The 18,725-nt window shown below is 67.0% G+C and carries 11 protein-coding genes; 1 reads left to right on the top strand and 10 read right to left on the bottom strand.

Features of this window, described 5'->3' with window-relative positions; genetic code table 11:
- Nucleotides 1–111 precede the first annotated feature (111 nt).
- The 10 genes from C1O66_RS03175 to C1O66_RS03130 form a co-directional block, all read right to left on the bottom strand.
- A complete protein-coding gene (locus C1O66_RS03175) occupies nucleotides 112–3,030 on the bottom strand; it encodes a TonB-dependent receptor (RefSeq protein WP_102766525.1) in 2,919 nt (972 codons plus the stop codon).
- A gap of 139 nt (nucleotides 3,031–3,169) precedes the next feature.
- Complete coding sequence (locus C1O66_RS03170) at nucleotides 3,170–4,459, bottom strand: glycoside hydrolase family 88 protein (RefSeq protein ID WP_165794442.1); 1,290 nt, start codon at nucleotides 4,457–4,459, stop codon at nucleotides 3,170–3,172.
- Between the two features lie 83 nt (nucleotides 4,460–4,542).
- Complete coding sequence (gene kduD, locus C1O66_RS03165; protein ID WP_207795885.1) at nucleotides 4,543–5,325, bottom strand: 2-dehydro-3-deoxy-D-gluconate 5-dehydrogenase KduD; 783 nt, start codon at nucleotides 5,323–5,325, stop codon at nucleotides 4,543–4,545.
- A gap of 42 nt (nucleotides 5,326–5,367) precedes the next feature.
- Nucleotides 5,368–6,180 (bottom strand): 5-deoxy-glucuronate isomerase, encoded by an 813-nt coding sequence (locus C1O66_RS03160; RefSeq protein ID WP_102766523.1) that lies wholly within the window; start codon nucleotides 6,178–6,180, stop codon nucleotides 5,368–5,370.
- Between the two features lie 402 nt (nucleotides 6,181–6,582).
- Entirely contained in the window at nucleotides 6,583–10,821 is a 4,239-nt protein-coding gene (locus C1O66_RS03155) for an NACHT domain-containing protein (protein ID WP_102766522.1), read from the bottom strand.
- Nucleotides 10,822–11,078: 257 nt separating this feature from the next.
- Complete coding sequence (locus tag C1O66_RS03150; RefSeq protein ID WP_165794441.1) at nucleotides 11,079–12,476, bottom strand: MFS transporter; 1,398 nt, start codon at nucleotides 12,474–12,476, stop codon at nucleotides 11,079–11,081.
- Nucleotides 12,477–12,604: 128 nt separating this feature from the next.
- Nucleotides 12,605–13,831, bottom strand: coding sequence for a LacI family DNA-binding transcriptional regulator (locus tag C1O66_RS03145; RefSeq protein WP_165794440.1), 1,227 nt, complete (start codon nucleotides 13,829–13,831; stop codon nucleotides 12,605–12,607).
- A gap of 115 nt (nucleotides 13,832–13,946) precedes the next feature.
- Nucleotides 13,947–14,936, bottom strand: a complete 990-nt coding sequence (locus tag C1O66_RS03140) for an SMP-30/gluconolactonase/LRE family protein (protein WP_133155080.1) — start codon at nucleotides 14,934–14,936, stop codon at nucleotides 13,947–13,949.
- A gap of 2 nt (nucleotides 14,937–14,938) precedes the next feature.
- Nucleotides 14,939–15,730, bottom strand: coding sequence for an SDR family NAD(P)-dependent oxidoreductase (locus C1O66_RS03135; RefSeq protein WP_243392681.1), 792 nt, complete (start codon nucleotides 15,728–15,730; stop codon nucleotides 14,939–14,941).
- 46 nt (nucleotides 15,731–15,776) lie between these two features.
- Entirely contained in the window at nucleotides 15,777–17,543 is a 1,767-nt protein-coding gene (locus C1O66_RS03130) for an IlvD/Edd family dehydratase (protein WP_102766518.1), read from the bottom strand.
- Between the two features lie 153 nt (nucleotides 17,544–17,696).
- Between C1O66_RS03130 and C1O66_RS03125 the strand changes: the two genes are divergently transcribed.
- Nucleotides 17,697–18,719 carry a 2-dehydro-3-deoxygalactonokinase gene (locus C1O66_RS03125; RefSeq protein WP_102766517.1) on the top strand — a complete coding sequence of 341 codons (1,023 nt, stop codon included), beginning with the start codon at nucleotides 17,697–17,699 and terminating at the stop codon, nucleotides 18,717–18,719.
- Nucleotides 18,720–18,725 lie beyond the last annotated feature (6 nt).

The following is an 18,725-nucleotide window of genomic DNA, read 5'->3' as shown; positions in this document are numbered from 1 at the left end:
GCCGATCGAAACCTCACACGATCGAGCGCCGGAAAAAGAGAAGGAACAAGCAAAGACAAAAAAGGCGCCACCGCCGGCCTGATGCACCGGCGGCAGCGCCCGCACCCATCATCAATACTTCAGGCGCAAACCGACGTAGAACTGGCGGCCGCTGCTGTACAGCGCGGTGGTCGCATCAAAAGGCACGGTGGCATTGGCCGCGTTGTAGAAGCGGGTCACCGGCTTGTTCAGGTTCAGGCCTTCAAAGGTCAGGGTCACCGTGTCGTTGAGCTTGTAGTTGGCCGAAGCGGCCAGCGTGCCCGATGCCGCCAGATAGTTCTGCGACAGGCCGTACAAGCCCACGCGGGAGGCGCTGCGGTGCGCATACGCCAGGCGGGCGCTGAAGACCTCGTCTTCGTAGTAGGCGCCCAGGTTGTAGCTGTTCTTGGAGGCGCCCAGCATGGGGTTGCCGTTGGCTTCCTTGGCATTGGCGTAGGTGTAGTTGGCCGAGACACCGAAGCCGCCCCAGACCGGCTGCTCATAGCCCAGCTCCAGGCCGCGCGAACGGCCGGTGGTGGCCGCCGGCGAACTGACCAGGGTGGGCACCACGGCCGGGCCACCCAGGGCCAGGGGGATGGCCGTGTTCAGCTGCTGCTGCATGGAGCTGCCCGCGCCGATCAGAGAGTCGAAGTCCATCACGAACACCTGGGCCGACAGCACCGAGCGGCGCGCAAAGTACCACTCCAGGCCGAGGTTGTAGTTCTTGGCCACCACGGGCTTCAGCTCGGCATTGCCACCGGCCGCGGTGGACGGCGGGTTGTTGGCCGGGTTGTAGGCAAAGGCGCTGAGCGTCGAGCCCAGGGCGCTGTAGTCCGGGCGGGCCATCACCTTGGCCGCCGCCACCCGCAGCAGCAGCTTGTCGCTCAGGTCATAGCTGAAGCTGGCGCTGGGCAGGGCCTGGGTGTCGCTGCTCTCGGTGCTCTTGATGTAGAAGTTGCCGAAGCGCGAACCGGTCACCAGGGTGGCGCCCGGGGGCACAAAGCCCTTGCAGGCCTCGGCCTGGGCGGGGCTGCCGTAGGTCAGGCCATTGTTGGCGGTGACGGCGCCGCAGGGCACGCCGGTGTTGGTGGTGACCTGCGTTCGGGTGCGCACCAGGCGCAGGCCGAACTCGGCGCGCCAGTCGTCTCGCGCCAGCTTGGCCAGGCCGTAGGCGGCGCTGACGTTCTCCTTCACCGTGAACACGCCTGAGGGTGGGCGGTTGAACACGGGGTCGGCCGAGAAGTTGGCGTCCGACCAAGCCACCACGGCCGCCGGGTCAATCAAGGGCACGCCCACGCCGCCGGGGTTGCCGCCCAGGCCGCTGCCAAAGTTGCCGGGGAAGCTGGCTCCGCCCCAGGCCGGCAAGCTGGTCAGTGCAACTTGGCCGTTCTTGGTCGCGTTCATCGGCGCGGCGCCCTTGACCGGGCGGCTGCCCTCGCGCTCATGCTCGGCAAATCGGGCGCCGAACTTGAGGGCCGAAATCAGGCTGCTCTCGGCAAAGCGGTACTCGCCGTCGATCTGGCCGTAGTTCTCGCGGTCCTTGCTGCGCTGTTGGCTGAAGCTGTTGTCGGCGCCGGAGTTGCCGGGCAGATGGCTGAGCTTGCTGCCGTCAAAGCCATTGGGCAGGCTCACCTGCACCGGTTTGTCCATGCCCTGGAAGCTGTAGGCCGTGGCCGTGTTGGGCATGAAGGCGTAGTTCCAGTACAGGAAGGTGTCGCCCTGCGCGCGGGTGTGGCCGACCTGGCCCTTGAAGCTCAGCGCCTCGCTGGCGCGGTAGTTGAAGTCGGCATTCAGGTACTGGGTCTTGGAGGCGGCCAGCGGGTTGGCCTGCGTCTCCAGCTGGGCGCCCATGGCATTGCCGGTGTTGTTGAAGCGCGCGGCGTTGATGCGCTCGCCGTCCAGGCTCACTTCGCTGGGCACCACGCCGCCGCTGGCCGCCACCGAGTTGCCGGGGCGCACAAAGAAGCGGGTGTTGGTATAGCTGGCCTTGAGCTCGCTGTGGAAGGCGTCGAGGTTGACCGTCAGGTCCGGCGAGACCTTGAACTCGGCGCCCAGCACCGCGCCCTGGCGCTGGCGCTTCTGCTCGAACAGGCTGTTGATCAGGCCGCTGATGTAGAGCTTGTTGCCCAGCTGGCCGCCATTGGCCTGGCCGGCCGGTGTGGTGGGCGAGAGGCGGGCCCAGGTGATCTCGGACTGGCCGTCACGACGGATGTGGCGGGTCTGGTCAAACACCTGCAGCATCACACCCGCGTCGTTGGCCTCGTTCTTCCAGTTGAACAAGGCATTGAACTGCGGGTCGGTCTTGCCGGCCTGGTCGGCGTACACACCTTGCAAGCCGATCTCAGCCGAGAAGCGCTTTTTGAACTCCAGCGGGCGGCGGGTGATGATGTCCACCGAGCCGGCCACGCCGCCCTCGAGCTGGTCGGCCGAGGCGCTCTTGCGCACCACCACCTGGCTGACGATTTCCGATGGCAGCAGCAGGAAGCTGACGCTGCGCGCCGCGCCCGAGCTGTTGGAGCCCGTGCCGCCGGCGATTTGGTCGCCCGGGTCCCAATCGGCCGACGCCACGCTGTGGCCGTTGATGGTGGTCAGCGACAGGCTGGGGTTGGTGCCGCGCATGCTGACCCGGTCGTTCTCGTCATAGCCGCCCTGGCCGCCGCTGCCGGCGGTGGTGGTCACGCCCGGCAGCTTCTGCAGCGCGTCAGCCACGTTCTTGTCCGGCATCTTGCCGATGTCCTCGGCGCTCACCACCTCGGTCACGCCATCGGCAAAGCGCTTGGCGTTGAGCGACTTTTCCTTGGAGGCGCGGATGCCGCTGATCACCACCGTGTCCAGCTGGTTCTGCACCGGTGCCTTGGCTTCGGGCGTGGCGGCCGAGGCATTGCTTTGCGCCGCAGCGCTGCCGGCGGCCAGGGCCAGGAAGCTGGCGGCGGCGATGGCCACGGCGTGCGGCACGGTCGGGAAAGCCGAAGCGGAACGAGGGGCAAAGAGAGTCTGAGTCGAGGGTCGCATGGTCGTGTCTCCAGTGTAGGTATTGATCTGATCTGCGCAGCGAGTCGGGGGGAGCGGAAGGGAAAGGTCAGGGAAGCGAGAGAGAAGGCATCGAGAAGAAAAAGAAGAATTGGCAAGCAGGGGCGCCGCGCAGCCCAGGTCAAACAGGGGTCGGGGTTGGGGTCAGGGTCGAGATCGGGCTTGAGCTCAAAGCCGCAGGCGGGTGCCAGAACGGCGTCCAGCCACGGGCGCGGCGGGCCAGGGCTTCGAGGAAGAAGAAGTCGCCCCACAGGCTGGCCTCGTCCACGCCCAAGCCATCGGGCTTGCTGTAAACGCCGTGGCGCAGCAAGGCATTGCCGGGCGCATCCCAGCCGGCGCAGTGGCGCAGCAGGCCGTCGAGGATGCGGTCGGCCGCCGCGCGATAGCGCTGCGCCCGCTCGGCCTCGGCCGCAGGCAGCTGCTCGGCAATGTCCATCAGGCCGCATGCCGCGATCGCGCTGGCCGAGCTGTCCCAGGGCTCGCCCGCCTCGGGCGGGAAGCTCATGTCCCAGCAGGCAATGCCATGCTCGGGCAGCAGGGCCAGGAAGTGGTCGGCCAGCTGGCAGGCCGTTTGCAAAAAGCCCTGCTCCGGCACCCAGCGGTGGTTGAGCGAGAAGCCGTACAAGCCCCAGGCCTGGCCACGCGCCCAGCAGGACTGGTCCGAGGCGCCTTGGGCCGTGGTGCCGTGCAAGGGCGCGCCGGTTTCGGGGTCGAAGTGGAAGGTGTGAAAGCTGCTGTGGTCGGGCCGCACCAGGTGTTCACGCGAGCGCTGGGCGTGGCTGATGGCGGCCTCGCGCATCTCGGCCGCGCCGCCCTGCCCTGCTGCCCAGTGCAGCAGGGGCAGGTTGAGCAGGCAGTCGATGATGATGCGGCCGCGCTGGGCCGGGTCTTCCAACCGGCCCCAGGCCTGCACCACGCCGGCGCGCGGCAGGTAGCGCGTCATCAGCAAGGCCGCCGCTTGCAAAGCCGTGGCGTGCGCCAGAGGCTGCGGCCCCTGGCGCAGCGCCGCCACGCAAGAGGGCATGAAGAGAAAACCCAGGTCGTGGTGGTCCACCACAAAGCGCCGCTCCAGCCTGCGCGAGTAGCCGTCCAGCTGGGCGGCTGCGGCCGTGCCGAAACGGGCCTCGCCACTCAGCTCATGCGCCATCCAGAGCAGGCCGGTCCAGAAGCCCGCCGTCCAGCTGCTGTTGACGCCGTCCGGCTCCTCGGGCCAGACGGCGGGCGCAAAGTAATTGCCCCTGCTGGTGTCCCCCGGGAAATGCGGGCCCAGCTGCTGCAGGCAGCGGCCCAGCTGGGCGCAGGCGGCGGCAATTGCCTGCTCGGCGCGCACCACCATGGAGGGCTGCGCCGTACATGCTGCGCTGGCCGCGCCGGCCTCGGGGTGTTCAACAAGAGAAACGGTGGTCGTCATGTCTCGATCAGGCATGGGGCGGCGCAGCGCTGCGGCTGCGGACGCAGGTATGGGTTTGGGTACGGGGGCTTTGCGGGCGATGCTTAGCGGGCCATCCAGCCGCCATCGACGACGAGCAACTGCCCGTGGACATAGGCAGACGCGGGCGAGGCCAAAAACACCGCCGCACCCACCAGGTCTTGCGCCTGGCCCCAGCGGCCGGCCGGGATGCGCTCCATCACCTGGCGGCTGCGCTCGGGGTCGGCGCGCAGCGGCGCGGTGTTGGCAGTCTCGATATAGCCGGGGGCAATCGCGTTCACGCCCACGCCTTGGCCCGCCCATTCATTGGCCAGGGCGCGGGTCAGGCCCAGCAGCGCATGCTTGGCCGCGGCGTAGGCCGGCACGCGGATGCCGCCTTGCAGGCTCAGCAGCGAAGCGATGTTGATGATGCGGCCGCTGCCCTGCTCCAGCATCTGGCGGCCGGCGCCCTGGCACAGGCGCCAGGCGGCGTCGAGGTTCAGGTCCAGCACGGCGTCCCAGTCCTCGTCGCGCACCTCGGCGGCCGGCGCGCGGCGGATGATGCCGGCGTTGTTCACCAGCACATCGATGCGCCCGTAGTGCTTCAGGGTTTGGGCCAGCACTTCGGCCGGCGCCTCGGGCCGGGCCAGGTCGGTGGCGATCACCAGGCATTGGCGGCCCAGGGCCCGCACCGCCGCCTCGGTGTCCTCGCTGCTCTGGCTGTGGCGGGTGATGGCCACATCGGCGCCCGCTTGCGCCAGGCCGATGGCCAGGGCCTGGCCGATGCCGCTGGCCCCCGCCGTCACCAAGGCCACGCGGCCCTGCAGGGAGAACAGGGATTGAAGTTGGGATGGGGTGTTGGTGCTCATGCTGCTCGTCTCACTCACGCATTCATTCGTTTATTCATTCGCTCAGCACATGCCCACCAGCTTTTGCGTCCAGGCCAGCTCGGGCTGCAGTGCCACGCCCTGGCGGCGGCCGTCACCAGCCAGGAACCAGAGGTAGTAGCTCTTGGCGCCCGGCGCGGCGGCGTAGGTGTGGTAGCCGTAGGGAATCGACAGCAGGCTGTCGTCGCGCACCGTGTGGGTGTGGTCGAAGCCGTGCTCGGGGCTGAAGTGGCGCGCCAGACCAAAGCCTTCGGGCGAGGCCACGCGGAAGTAATACATCTCCTCGTGGAAGACCTCGCCGCCTTCCTCGCGCTCGTGCTTGTGCGGCGGGAAGGTGCTCCAGTTGCCCGAGGGCGTGATGGTCTCGCCCACGATCAGGCTGCTGGCCGGGCGGCCATCGGGCTGGGTCAGGATCTCGCGGAAATGCCGTGTGTAGTTCAGCGTGCCCCAGGTGCCGGTGCGCACTTGCTCGGGCCGCACCTCGTAAGCCTCGGTGTCCAGGCTGGACGGCGCGCTCACCAGCACCGCCTCGAAGCGGCTGCCGGCCGTCACCGTGAAGCGGCTGCCGCGCGGCAGGTACACGCTGTGCGGGTTGCCCACAAACACATTGGCCCGGCCGCCCACATTCGCAAAGCGTGGGCCACCCACGACTTCCACCGCCTCGGCCGTGCCCGAAAGCACCACCAACATCTGCTCACGGTCACCCGCCACCTGGCCGCTGTGCGCCTGGCCCGGCAGCAGCACCAGCTTTTCAAAACCCAGCAGCCGGCAGCTCGCGCCTTGCAGCACATGGTGGCCCGGGGCGGTGGGGATGGCGTGGAAGTGTGTGTGACTCATGTTTGCTTATGTTCAATGTGTGATAACGATAACATGTTAAACACAAGCGGGGGCTAGGGCAAGCCCTGAGGAGGGGTCAGGATGGGGTTGGGGGTGCGACCTTGCGCACGAGGTCGTCGGAACGGCGACTACGCGTGCTGCTGCGATGCAGCGCTTGCAGCCGCTCGCACTTGACGCTCGTGGGGCAGCTTCGTGCCGAAGCCGTGTGAAAACTCGCTTGGCTTGCTTTTTCCGGGGTCATTCAACCCTTAGTTCGTTGCCGATCGACGATCCTGGGCCGATCTGAGCGGCCGACTTTTTGACTCTGAACTTGCAGATCGAGTTTTCACACAGCCTCTGCCCCGAACTGCCGTTCGAGGGCCTGCCACAAACGTCATCGCGGAGCAGATGGGGCCTTGAGATTTAATGTCTGACCCTCGCGCGAACCCGGAAATCTTCCGGCGTCGTCGCATCAATGCCGATGACCCGCAGGTAGCGCGCTCGGTCCTTGGCCTCGAGCTGCTGCGCCTTATCCGTCAGGATCGCCAGGACCTGCTGGAAGTTCAGCTTCTTCTTCGTGGCCGGGTCAGTCCACTCGCGCCCCTTGGTCTGCAAGACCAGCACCAGGAAGCCGGTTGTCGCCTTTCGGTGGCGCATGTACTGACCAACCAGCTGGCGTTCCAACGCGACCAGGTAGTCATCCAACGTCCAGCGCTCGGACATCTTCAGTTCGATGGAAGCTCGCCATTCATCTTTGCTGCACAGGATGTCCCGTCGCTTCGCCTCGGCGGTGTGGGATTCGACGGTCACGGAGTACCGAGCGCGCGCATGATGGTTCAGCTCGCTGGCTAGGAGCTTCTGGAAGTGCGCTTCTAGCGCCAAGCCCGCCTTCTCGCCTTCCTGTCCCTTCTTGTTGACTCGCGTGAAATTGACCTCGCTAAAGAAGCTGCGCAAGCTGTGCTCGCCGCGTTCGACGTCATACTGAACGGCACGAAGGTCAGCATGCACGGCCATAGCGAACGCGGTCGTATCGGTGACATCTCCACGGAAGTTCTCTTCGAACTTTGGGTAGTTCACTTGGGCAAGGGGCTCCCGGGTGAGCTGCCGCTCACGAAGTTCGAACTGCGTCTTCTTGATGTACTCGATGGTGAAGTCGCCGGCGGGTAGCGCCAGCCGGATTCGCTCCAACGCGCTGTACGCAGCTTGCGATGTAGCAGCAGCAATTCCGCTGATGATTACCCCGCGGAATCGCTCTGCGTTGTCCCTGGGGCCAGGGCTGTAGGTAGCACCAGCCGGTCTGTCCACATCATCCTTCGGGTCGACTGCCCACCTCGTCCATAGGTACAGGTCCTCCAGCGCCAAAATGCCGTGGTCGCTTTCGGTGGCGATTCGCGCCGCGATGCCCTCGCGGTCACGACCAAACGTAGCGGCAAGGTCAAAGATGAAACTCTTGACGGCTAGCGGGTCCAACGGTCCCCAGGCGTTGACGGCATTGCGCCACCGCAACGGACTCTGAATGAACCAGCGGGTGGCCCAAGTCAGTGCATGTTCGCGCCGCGCGCGCAGGGCCTCGTCGACTGGTTCAGCCAGCGGCGAGCAGTAGGCGGCCTTCATCTTGTGAAGCGCCAAGCGCTCGAAGTCACCTTGCGGGGCCTTGCCCGGCACCGACAGGGCCGCCTGCAGCAACCGATTCACGACGTAGTCGCGGGATGGATTCACGCTTAGCAGGTGCGTCCATGCGAGGCCTGCGAGTGCTTCTTGGACCGGTGCAGGTGCGTCTGGAATGGATGCCAGCAGCTCTTCGGCATGCTCACTGGACGTAGCGCCGTTCCCTGCCTCGCCGGCGATTGATACCAACTCAGGAACCGAAACGGCCGGATATGCCTTGACGAGGGCCCAGAACCATTTCGGATAGCCGTTGATTTCGAAGAGCGCATAACGCAGAGCCTTGCGCACCTCAAGCTCAGTGAGGGCGGGAAGCACCGCCCCGTCCCCGAGTTCAAGCTTGAGACCCTGCAGGCCGGCCGCAGTGATGTGGAAAGTCGAGTTCGGCTCGCTCTCTTTAAAGGTCGGGGCCTTGTCGCGCCACAGGCGACTCATGCCCTGTCGGGTAGCCGCAGCGATCTTCGCGCCGACGGCCCTCTCGAACGCCTCGAAGTCGACCTCGCCATATCTTGAGGTGCGATTCGTCTGAAGCAGCCACTCGGCGATCCACTCGAGCGCCCGGGTATCCGTTCCATCAGCCAATGCGCTCAAGCGCTTGGTAAGCTGCCGCTTCACCTTGGCGTCGACAGTGAGCTTCTCGCTCTTTGGCTTGACTGGCTTAGGCGCCGGCTGCTGTGCGATGGCTCTCGCGCGTTTAGCTTGCGATTCTGCGTACACGCGGGTGAGCTGCGCGTCGTTCACTTGAACCACGTCCTCGGGTGTGTACGTGGTGGGCCGGCGAAAGCCAACAACCGCGAGCAGCAGTTCGTCATCATTGAGCTGCCGCTCGAGGGTGGCCCGCAGCAGTGCCAGGCGGACGGCGGCATTTTCCTCTACCGAAGACCACAGCTCCTCGATTGCGCTGCTCTGCAGATAGCGGTCTTGGATGGCCCGGGTTACGACGAGGTACAGGCGAGCGACCTTGACCGCCTGGGCGCCATCCGTTCGCACGACCAAGGCTTCAAGAACCGTGGCAACGAGGTCGACGTACTGCTGATCCTCTCGATTTAGCTTGTGAGTCAGCTCCCTCTTAACCATGCGCACAACGAGCCCGCGCGCCAGTTGATACAGCTGGCCATCCGTTGCATCGGCGAGCATGCTTCCCTTCTCGAGGGAATAGGAGAGCTGGAATCCACGCGGACCCGCCTGGAACTGGTTGTCGACCATCACGGCGACATCACGGGGCGAGAAATAGCTCCATCCCAGCTCTCGCAATAGGAGGCTGATGACGCCTTCGCGCACAGTGGTGCTCACCACCGCAGCGGCGGCGAGAGCGGAAAGATCGGCGGGCCGACGCAATGCAAGGAAGTAGCCAACGTCACTGCTGTCAGAAAGGACGCGGTCAAACTTCGACCCGTGACGCTTGAGAAGCTTTGCCCGCAAAGGCTCGATCTTGCACGCGGTAGCAATATCGAGCAGGACGTCTCGCGCCCAGTAGTTGTCCTGGTACTGGTCGTAAAGGCTCGCGATGGTCCCAGCCAATCGGTCGGGCCCCGCCTGCCAGAAGTTCTCAGACGTCAGCCGGAACATGGTGCGGCCGATGTGGTCGCCCTTTTCCACCAAGCGCTTGATGCTCTCCGTCAGAGCTTCCTGCGCCGCCGTGGTCGGGACGGCCGGATTGCGCAGGTCACCGAAGAACGCCAACGCCTGAGGATCCTTCTGCAGGATGACCTCGCGGCAATGCGCGTTCAGCGTGGCGAGCCATCCCAACATCGGCAAGAAGGCGCGCTGCACCCCTTGCTCGCCGCTGGTCGCAGCCCAGGTGAAGTTCTCAAGGAGCCGCTCCGCCTGATCCGGCGAGGCCACCAAACCGGAGAGGCGTTTGGCCGCGAGGAACGGCGCGAGCTCATCGGGATAGACCTTGACCTGATGGAAACCGGCGTCGATGAAGAGCTGGGAGTTCAACAGCGCCTTGATGCCCGCCTCGTGAAGAATCGGCGACGCAATCACCCGGGCTGACAAGGCCGTTTCAGGAATAGCCAGGGTCGCCTCGGGCATCTCGATGTTCACCAGCTGGCACACAACCGATGCTGAGGCCAGGCGCTGAACCGCACCGCTCAGGACGTCCTGTGCAGGGCTGCCGGCGGCAACGAGCCGATGGTCAGCCCCACGCAGGGTGCCGATGGCGTTCACGACGCGCTCGAACACCTCGGTCAAGGATTCTGGCGGGCTGGCCACCATGTCAATGCGAGCAAGGATATCCAGGCCGCCCGGGCTGCGGACGAAGCCCGACAAACCGCGTTCACTGGCAATCTCGATCAGTTGCTTGGCATCCAGCGCTGGGTATCGCCCCGTGAGGTACACGGCAGCCTGGTGGTCTTCCAGATGAGCCATGGAGAACAGGCTCAGCGGCACCGGCTCCGGCGCCTCGGCTTCCACTGCTACGCTGACCGCACCGCCCGCATCGAGACCGCTCGGTCCGCCCGAGCTCCCGATAGTCTTCGGAGCCGGCTTAGAAAGCAACTCCGAGAGCTTCTCGAAGACGCCTGCTGTGAGGACGGCCGGCCGAGTCGAAATCACCCACCGGACATGCTCATTGGGCCAGCTCAGTTCGTCGGCAACGTCTCCGACGAGGTGGCTGATGCTTTCGGCCTTGCCGCCGGCGGCGGCCTCATCCAATGAGTCGACAAACACCGTGATGGGGCCGAGTGGCGCAGCCTTCCACGCGCGATAGGCGTCGCGGTCATCGCCAGTCAATGCCCTGTCGAGACTGCCTCGATCCGCGAGTTGGCGCAGCGCGATGAACACGGCGGTCTCACCACTCGCACGCAGTTGCGCCGCCTGTTGGCGCATCTCGGTGGTCTTGCCGAAGTTCGCCGCTGCAACGATGACGCTGCTGCGATTCTTGAGCACCTTGGCCCACGTCACCTGCTTGCCACGCAGTTGCGCAGTGACGAGTTCGTCATGGTCGTAGGTTTCTCTCTTTACAAACCGTCGCCTCAGATCGTAGTAAGCCAATTCGCCCTCCGCTGTGCATATTTGTTGTAAGTGGGAGCAGTTTAGTCAGCTGCAAACACTCAGAATTGAACCGACAGCCCACGCGCATCGAGTGCTCTGCCCTCTGAGCAGCCGTCGAACTCAAAGTTCTGCATCGGTTGACCGAGGTGGCAAGAAGCTCTCGCACAAGCTACTGGTGACGAGTGAATTCGAGCGATCTAGTGCAAACAAACCTTACATTTACGCCGAACAGGCAGTACACAGCCCATAACTTCCCGTCACTCCGGCGCCCGATACCCCCCCGCCCCACCGAGCCGCTGGAAGTGCCGGTGCACCATCACAAAGGCCAGCGCGGCACCTAGGGCCAGGGCGCCACTGGCGATGAAGGTGTGGCGGTACTCGTTGCCGGTGGCGTCGAGCCAGGCGCCCATGAGCGGGGGCACGACCATATAGCCCAGGGCGGCCATCAGGCTCATGGCGGACTGGAACTGGGCAAAGCGGGTGCGTGGGAACAGGTACTGGCCCAGGGCGGCGGTGCCGGTGAGGTAGATGCCTGAGAGCACGCCGTGCAGCACAAAGGCTAGGGCGAACTGGCCGCCCTCGCGCACCAGGGTGCCGGCGGCCAGCATGGCCAGGCCGTAGGCGGTGATGGCAGTCAGGCCCACGCGCAGCGGGTGCCAGCGGTCGGCCAGCCAGCCCACGGGCAAGGCCAGCAGCAGGGAGATGGCGTAGGTCAGCGCCAGGTACTTGCCATAACCGTCCAGGCCCAGGCCCACATGCTTGGCATAGAACACGCCGAAGCTGTTGACCGGGTTGCCGGCCACCAGGCCCAGGGTCATGGCCAGGAACAGCCACAGGTAGTAGGGCTGGGTGAAGCACTCACGCAAATAGCGGCCCAGGGCGCCGCCGGCGGCAGAGGTGGCATCGTGCGCAGCCGGCGCGTCTTCAAGCGGCGGGTACTCGCCCTCGCGCACACGCCAGCACATCAGCGCAAAGCCCAGACCGTAGATCAGGGCGATGCCGATGAAGATGGCCGCAAAGTGCTGCTCGGCCCGGCCCATCAGGTGGAAGGTGAAGGCCATGCCGGCCAGCAGGCTGGTGGCGCGGAACAGGCCGTAGAAGCGGCCCACCAGGGTGGGCGGCACGACATCGTTGATCAGGCCGCCGAACACGGCATTGGCGGTGACGGAGGCAACCTCGAAGAGGCTCCACATCAGCGAGAACACGATCAGCGCACAGACGCGCTCGCCCGGTGAAGCCCCGCCCAGCACGCTGTGCAGCGCCGCACCGAGGTCGGGCGTGAAAGCCATGCCCACCAAGGACACGACGATGAAGGGCGTGGGCAGAAACAGATACGGGATGCGCCGGCCCCAGGGGCCACGGTGCCGGTCCGAACGCACAGCCACGATGGGCCCGAGCAGCAGTCCCAGGCCGGCCGGCACCGAGCCCACGACCAGGGCGATGAACAAATCGCTGGCCTGCATCTGCTTCAACAGCACCTGGGCCACGGGCGTGACGGCCCGCTCCTTCAGGCTCCACGCGAAATCACCGAGCAGCAGCAAAGCAAACAGCAGCACCAGGCCCGAGCTGCCGTAGACCAGCGTGCCATTGCTCCAGCGGCCCTGCGCCCAGCGATCGCGCCAGGTGCTAGCCACAGGCACAGGGCCCGAGGGCAAGATGGGCGGAGACGCAGACGACGACGCGGACGTGGGCAAGGAACTCATGGGCGGGGGCGGAAACAAAAGAGAGCTGAAGAACAGGCCGCCCCGCATGCCGCATCGTGACTACGCGCTGCTTGGGCGGCCTAACGTTTTTTACGTTCGGGCTGGGCAGGCGCAGAAGCCACCTTGCGCGTAGCAGCGGTGGAAGAAGAAACAGAGGAAGAGGAAGCGCCGCGCGCGGCCTTGGCCGCCGGCGGCACGGCCGTAGATTCACGGATCACCAAGCTGCTCTGCAGCTCGACACGGATGCCGCGCTGCACACCGGCCTCGATCTGCTGCAGCAGCAGGCGCACGGCGCTGCCGCCCAGCTGCTCGTAGTCTTGCTGCACGGTGGTCAGGGCCGGGTGGGTGTGGGCAGCGGCGGGGATGTCGTCGAAGCCGACCAGGGACAGGTCCTTGGGCACCTGCAGGCCGCGGGCGCGGGCGGCGTCGAGCAGGCCCAGGGCCATCAAGTCATTGGCGCAGAAGACGGCGGTGGGTGGCTCGGCCAGGTCCAGCAGCTGCAGGCCTTGCTCAAAGCCCGAGCGCTGACCGAAGTTGCCCTCCACCACCAGCTCGGGCGCGGGCGCCAGGCCGGCCTGGGCAAGTGCCGCGGCGAAGCCACGCTCGCGCTCCTGGCTCTGGCCCGAGTAGGCCGTGCCGCGCACAAAGGCGATGCGGCGGTGACCCAGGTCCAGCAGGTGGCGCGTGAGGGCGTAGGCGCCCTCGTAATTGTCGGCACGCACCACCGGCAGCGGCGTGGGCGCGCGCCAGTAATTGACCAAGACGACGGGCAGCTCGGTGCGCTGGAAATGCTCCAGCTGCTCGGCATGCTGGCCGGGCAGGATGAGCAGCAGGCCATCGCACAAGCTGCTGAGCAGGGGCACCACCTCGGGCCGCGCCTGGCCGCCCTCGTTGGGGGCGATGTCGTAGATGATCAAGTCCATGCCGGCCTGCTTCACCACGCGGCTGATGGCGTTGATGATGGCGGCCACCACGGGGGATTCGAAGTCGGTGACCAGCAGGCCGAGCACATGGGTGCGCCCGCCCTTGAGCGCCTTGGCGCCCAGATTGGCCACATAGCCCATGGCCTGGGCCATGGCCAGCACGCGCTCGCGCGTAGCCTCGGCCACATAGCCCTTGCCGCTGAGCGCACGCGAGACCGTCATCACCGACACACCGGCACGGGCGGCGATGTCGCTGACGGTGATGCGGCCGGCCTGGGTGGGCTCTGCGGCCGGTGCAGCGGGTGAAACGGCGGGCGCAGCCGCTTCGCCTTCGCGCGGCGCGCGGCTCTTCGGAACAGGCTTGTTGCTCTTCATCGTTGACATGCTTTTCTCTCCCTCAATGGACGCGGGCCAGGCGCCGCGCGGAGCGCGAGGCCTGGCGGGCGGCATTGTCGCGCCAAGCCTGGCGCGCCCACCCCGGAGGAAAAGCGACTTGCGTTCATGCCCAAGGCGTGCCCGCGCGTAGGGCCGCGGCATCGAAGGCAAAGCGGCCCAGGGGCGCACCGGCCACCGGCAGATCGGCCACAAAGAGGCCGCCGGCCAAAGGCTCGCGCGCCAGCTGCGCTTGGCTGAGGCCGGTGCGGGCGCTGGTGATGAAAAGCTGGCGCCCATCGACGCCGCCGAAGCAGCAGCTGGTGACCTGGCTGACGGGCAGATCGATGCGGGCCAGGGGCTCGCCCTGGGGGCTGTAGCGCGTGACGCGGTGGCCGCCCCAGTGGGCGATCCAGAGCGCGCCTTGGGCATCGACACACATGCCGTCGGGCACGCCTTCTTCGGGCGGGAACTGGCGCCAGAGGCGGCGCGGCGCCGTGCCTTGTTGCGCACCTTGCAGTTCACCGCTTTCATCCAGCGCATAGGCCCAGACGCAGCCCAGGCCGCTGTCGGCATGCCAGAGCGTGCGGCCGTCGAGGCTGAAGCAGGGGCCGTTGCCGATGCGGTAGCCGCGGTCCATGGTGCGCAGCTGGCCGCGGCCGTCCAGGCGCAGCAGCTCGGCGCGGGGCTGGCTGGGGTCGGGCTCGTAGATGCCGCTGAACCAGACCCGGCCCCAGGGGTCGAGCTTGGCGTCGTTCAGGCGCAGGCCCTGGCCCGGGGCTGCGGGTTCATGGATAGGCAGGCCGGGGCCCAGCACTTCCAGCTGCGGCCACAGGCGCAGGCGCAGCACGGCATCGACACGGCCGGCGAGGAAGACGCCCTCCTCTCCTTCACTGGCGATCAGCCAGGCCACGCGCCAGGGCAAGGCCCAGCGGTGGCGCTGGCCCGAGGGCAGGTCGAGGCCATGAACGGCGGCGCCGTGGATGTCCAGCCAGAGCAGGCGGCCGGCCGAGGCTTGGGCCGCGTCGGCCAGCCACAGCGGGCCTTCGCCGAGCTGGCATTCGGCCGGCCAGAGGCAGCGGGCGCTGTAGCGCGGCAGGGTGTCTTGCTGACTCATGCTCAGGTCCAACCGGCGTCGATGACGAACTCTTGCGCGGTGATCATGCGGCTGTCGTCGGCGGCCAGGAACAGGGCCAGTTGGGCCACATCGCTGCCGCTGATGCGGCCGGGCAGGCAGTGGTGTTCGTCCATGGCGCGCTCGCCCTCGGCATCGACCCAGGTGCTGAGCTGCTTGTCCGTCATCACCCAGCCGGGGGTCAGCGTGTTGACGCGCACACCGGCGGGGCCGAACTCGCGCGCCAGGCTGCGGGTCAAGCCGGTCATGGCCGATTTACAAGTGGCGTAGGCGGCGTAGCCGGCCACCTTGTTCTTCCAGCTGGTGGAGCCGAGGTTGATGATGCTGCCGCCGCCCTGGCGCTGCAGGCTGGGCAAGGCCGCTTGCGCGGCGAAGAAATGCGCGCGCAGATTGATGGCCACGCGGCTGTCGAAGTAGTCGGGCGTGACCTCGAGAAAGGCGTGGCGGTCGTCATCGGCCACGTTGTTGAGCAGCGCGCTCAGGCCCAGGGTCCAGGCATCGGCCTCGGCCACGGCATCGCGCAGCTGGGCCACATCGCTCATATCACAGCGCAGGAACAAGGGCTTGTAGGTCGCGCCGCTGCAGTCGTCCAACACCTGCTGGGCGGACGCGGCATTGCGGCCGGTGAAGGCCACGCGCGCGCCCTGGCGGGCGAAGGCGCGCACCATGTCGCCGCCGATGCCGGAGCTGCCGCCGGTGATGAGGACACCGCGGCCGCGCAGGCTGGGGTAACTGGCCAGCGGGATGGCGGCGGAAGATGGGGACTCGATACTCATATTCATCGCGGGTGTCGTGACTGCGGGTGGCTCAGATCGATGGGAATCAATGGGATTCGCGCGCCACATGGTCGCCACGTTGGCCGACCAAGAAATCCATGTCCGCGCCTTTGTCGGCCTGCAGCACATGGTCCACATACAAGCGGGCCCAACCCGAGGCCGGCTTGGGCGGCGGCGCCCAGGCCTTGCAGCGCTCGGCCAGGGTGGCTTCGTCCACATGCAGATGCAGGCGGCGCTCGGCCACATCGAGGGTGATCAGGTCGCCGCTTTGCACCAGGGCCAGCGGGCCGCCGGCCGCGGCCTCGGGCGCGACATGCAGGACCACGGTGCCGTAGGCGGTGCCGCTCATGCGCGCGTCGGACAGGCGGATCATGTCGCTCACGCCCTGCGCCAGCAGCTTGGGCGGCAGGCCCATATTGCCGACCTCGGCCATGCCGGGGTAGCCCTTGGGGCCGCAGTTCTTGAGCACCATGATGGAGCTGGCGTCGATGTCCAGCGCGGGGTCGTCGATGCGGGCCTTGTAGTCCTCGATGGTCTCGAACACCACGGCGCGGCCGGTGTGCTGCATCAGGGCCGGCGAGGCGGCCGAGACCTTGATCACCGCGCCATCGGGCGCCAGATTGCCGCGCAGCACGGCGATGCCGCCCTGGGCTACCACGGGGCGCTCGAGCGGGCGGATGACTTCGTCGTCAAAGCACTCGGCCGCCTCGATGTGCGGGCCGATGGCGCCGCCGGCCACACTGGGCGCCTCCCGGTGCAGCAGGCCGGCCTCGGCCAGGCGGCGCATCACCACGGGCAGGCCGCCGGCATAGCAGAACTCTTCCATCAGGAAACGGCCGGCGGGCAGCAGGTCCACCAGGGTGGGCACATCGCGGCCGAGGCGGTCCCAATCGTCCAGGTTCAGCGGCACACCGAGGCGGCCGGCCAGGGCCAGCAGATGGATGACGGCATTGGTGGAGCCGCCGATGGCGGCGTTGACGCGGATGGCGTTCTCGAAGGCCTCGCGGGTCAGGATGTCGCTGGGCCGGCGGTTCTCTTGCACCAGGGCGACGATGCGGCGCCCGACCTGGCGGGCCAGCTCGTGGCGGCGCGCGTCCACGGCCGGCAGAGCCGCGTTGTCGGGCATGGCGATGCCCAGGGCTTCGACCATGCAGGCCATGGTGGAGGCGGTGCCCATGGTCATGCAGTGGCCGGCGCTGCGCGACATGCAGGCCTCGGCGCTGCGGAACTGGGCTTCGCTCATCTGGCCGGCGCGCACCGCCTCAGAGAACTTCCAGACATGGGTGCCCGAGCCGATGGCCTGGCCGCGGTAGCGGCCGTTGAGCATGGCGCCGCCCGAGAGCACCAGGGTGGGTAGATTGACGCTGGCCGCACCCATCAGCAGGGCCGGGGTGGTCTTGTCGCAGCCGACCATGAGCACCACACCGTCCATGGGGTTGGCGCGGATGGACTCTTCCACCTCCATGGCGGCGAGGTTCCGAAACAGCATGGCCGTGGGGCGCAGATTGCTCTCGCCCAGGGCCATGGCCGGGAACTCCAGCGGCACGCCGCCGGCTTGCAGGATGCCTTCGCGCACCTTGTCGACCAGGCCGCGGAAGTGGGCGTTGCAGGGCACGAGATCGGAGCCGCTGTTGCAGATGCCGATGATGGGCCGGCCGTCGAAGGCCTCGCTGCCCAGGCCTTGGTTGCGCATCCAGGAGCGGTGGATGAAGCCGTCCTTGCTGTTGCCACCGAACCAGTGCTGGGAGCGGCGCGCCGGTTTCTTGTTGTGGCTGTCGTTGCCGTTGTTGTTGCTGTTCGAATCGTTCGACATGCGGGGCCGCCTTTGCTGCTTGAGCCTGTTCTTGAACGCATCCACACCCGCCTTCCGGACAGCTGTGATTGCAATGTGTTAACGTTATCTCATTGTGCGCAGCTTCGCGCTGCATGACAAGGGCCACGGCCCGTGAACAGACTGGGGTTTACGATGAGATGTATAGCAATTGACTGGGGCAGCAGCAGCCGGCGCGCCTATGCGCTTGATGAAAACGGCCAGCTGCTGGCCGAGCGCCACGACCAGGCCGGCGTGCTGCACGCCGCGCTGAACTGCAAGCCCGGGCAGCGCCGCGATTTCGGCGCCGAGCTGACCGGCTTCATCGGCGACTGGCTGCGCCAGGGCCCGCGCACGGTGTGGCTGTCCGGCATGATCGGCAGCCGCCTCGGTTGGCGTGAAGCGCCTTACCTGCCGGTGCCCTTGGCGCTGGATCAGCTGGGCGCGCAGGCCTTGGATCTGGACTGGCCCGCCGCCCGCATGGTGTGCGCCGAGCCGCCGCGCCTGCGCCTCTTGCCCGGCCTGAGCCAGCTGCCCGAAGCCGGCCCGGCCGATGTGATGCGCGGCGAAGAAACCCAGCTGCTGGGCGCCTGGCGGCATTGGCAAGCCAGCGGCACGGCGGCGGGCGATGAAGCCCTGTTCATCCTGCCCGGCACGCACAGCAAATGGGCGCATCTGCGCAGCGATCGGGGCCTGGCCCAGGTGCAGAGCTTCCAGACCTTCATGACCGGCGAGCTGTTCCGCCTGCTGAGCCAGCAGGGCGCTTTGGGCAGCCTGATCGACAGCACCCTGCCCCTGCTCGAGCACCCGCTGGCCCAGCAAGGTTTTGATCAAGGTGTGGACTGGGCGCAGGACGATGCTTCATCGCTGCTGGCCCAGCTCTTCCGCGTGCGCGCCGAGGCCTTGCTGGCACCACCGCCCCACACACCAGGCAGCGCTGTGGACGCGCTGCGCCTGCAGGCGGCGGCCCGCCTCTCGGGCCTGCTGATCGGCAGCGAGCTGGGCCAGTTGCGGCGCCAGCCTGCCCTGCGCGCCCTGCCCTTGCTGGCCGTGGGCGAGGCACGGCTCTGCGCCTGGTATGCACGCGCTGCCGAACGACTGAGCCTGAGCCTGCAATGCCTGGACCCGCGCGAGGCGCATCTGGCCGCGCTGCGTGCGCTCGAAGGCCTGGGCGAATGAAAGGAC

Origin of the sequence: Paucibacter aquatile (genome assembly GCF_002885975.1) — a bacterium.
Classification (GTDB): domain Bacteria; phylum Pseudomonadota; class Gammaproteobacteria; order Burkholderiales; family Burkholderiaceae_C; genus Paucibacter_A; species Paucibacter_A aquatilis.
The sequence above is the reverse complement of the archived record's forward strand: the minus strand, read 5'-3'. Positions and strand labels throughout refer to the sequence as shown.

Bases quoted from the DNA above. Each gene is read 5' to 3' on its own strand.
- C1O66_RS03170 (WP_165794442.1), bottom strand. From the start codon at position 4,459: ATGACGACCACCGTTTCTCTTGTTGAACACCCCGAGGCCGGCGCGGCC.
- kduD (WP_207795885.1), bottom strand. From the start codon at position 5,325: ATGAGCACCAACACCCCATCCCAACTTCAATCCCTGTTCTCCCTGCAG.
- C1O66_RS03125 (WP_102766517.1), top strand. From the start codon at position 17,697: ATGAGATGTATAGCAATTGACTGGGGCAGCAGCAGCCGGCGCGCCTAT.
- C1O66_RS03130 (WP_102766518.1), bottom strand. From the start codon at position 17,543: ATGTCGAACGATTCGAACAGCAACAACAACGGCAACGACAGCCACAAC.
- C1O66_RS03160 (WP_102766523.1), bottom strand. From the start codon at position 6,180: ATGAGTCACACACACTTCCACGCCATCCCCACCGCCCCGGGCCACCAT.
- C1O66_RS03145 (WP_165794440.1), bottom strand. From the start codon at position 13,831: ATGTCAACGATGAAGAGCAACAAGCCTGTTCCGAAGAGCCGCGCGCCG.
- C1O66_RS03175 (WP_102766525.1), bottom strand. From the start codon at position 3,030: ATGCGACCCTCGACTCAGACTCTCTTTGCCCCTCGTTCCGCTTCGGCT.
- C1O66_RS03135 (WP_243392681.1), bottom strand. From the start codon at position 15,730: ATGAGTATCGAGTCCCCATCTTCCGCCGCCATCCCGCTGGCCAGTTAC.
- C1O66_RS03140 (WP_133155080.1), bottom strand. From the start codon at position 14,936: ATGAGTCAGCAAGACACCCTGCCGCGCTACAGCGCCCGCTGCCTCTGG.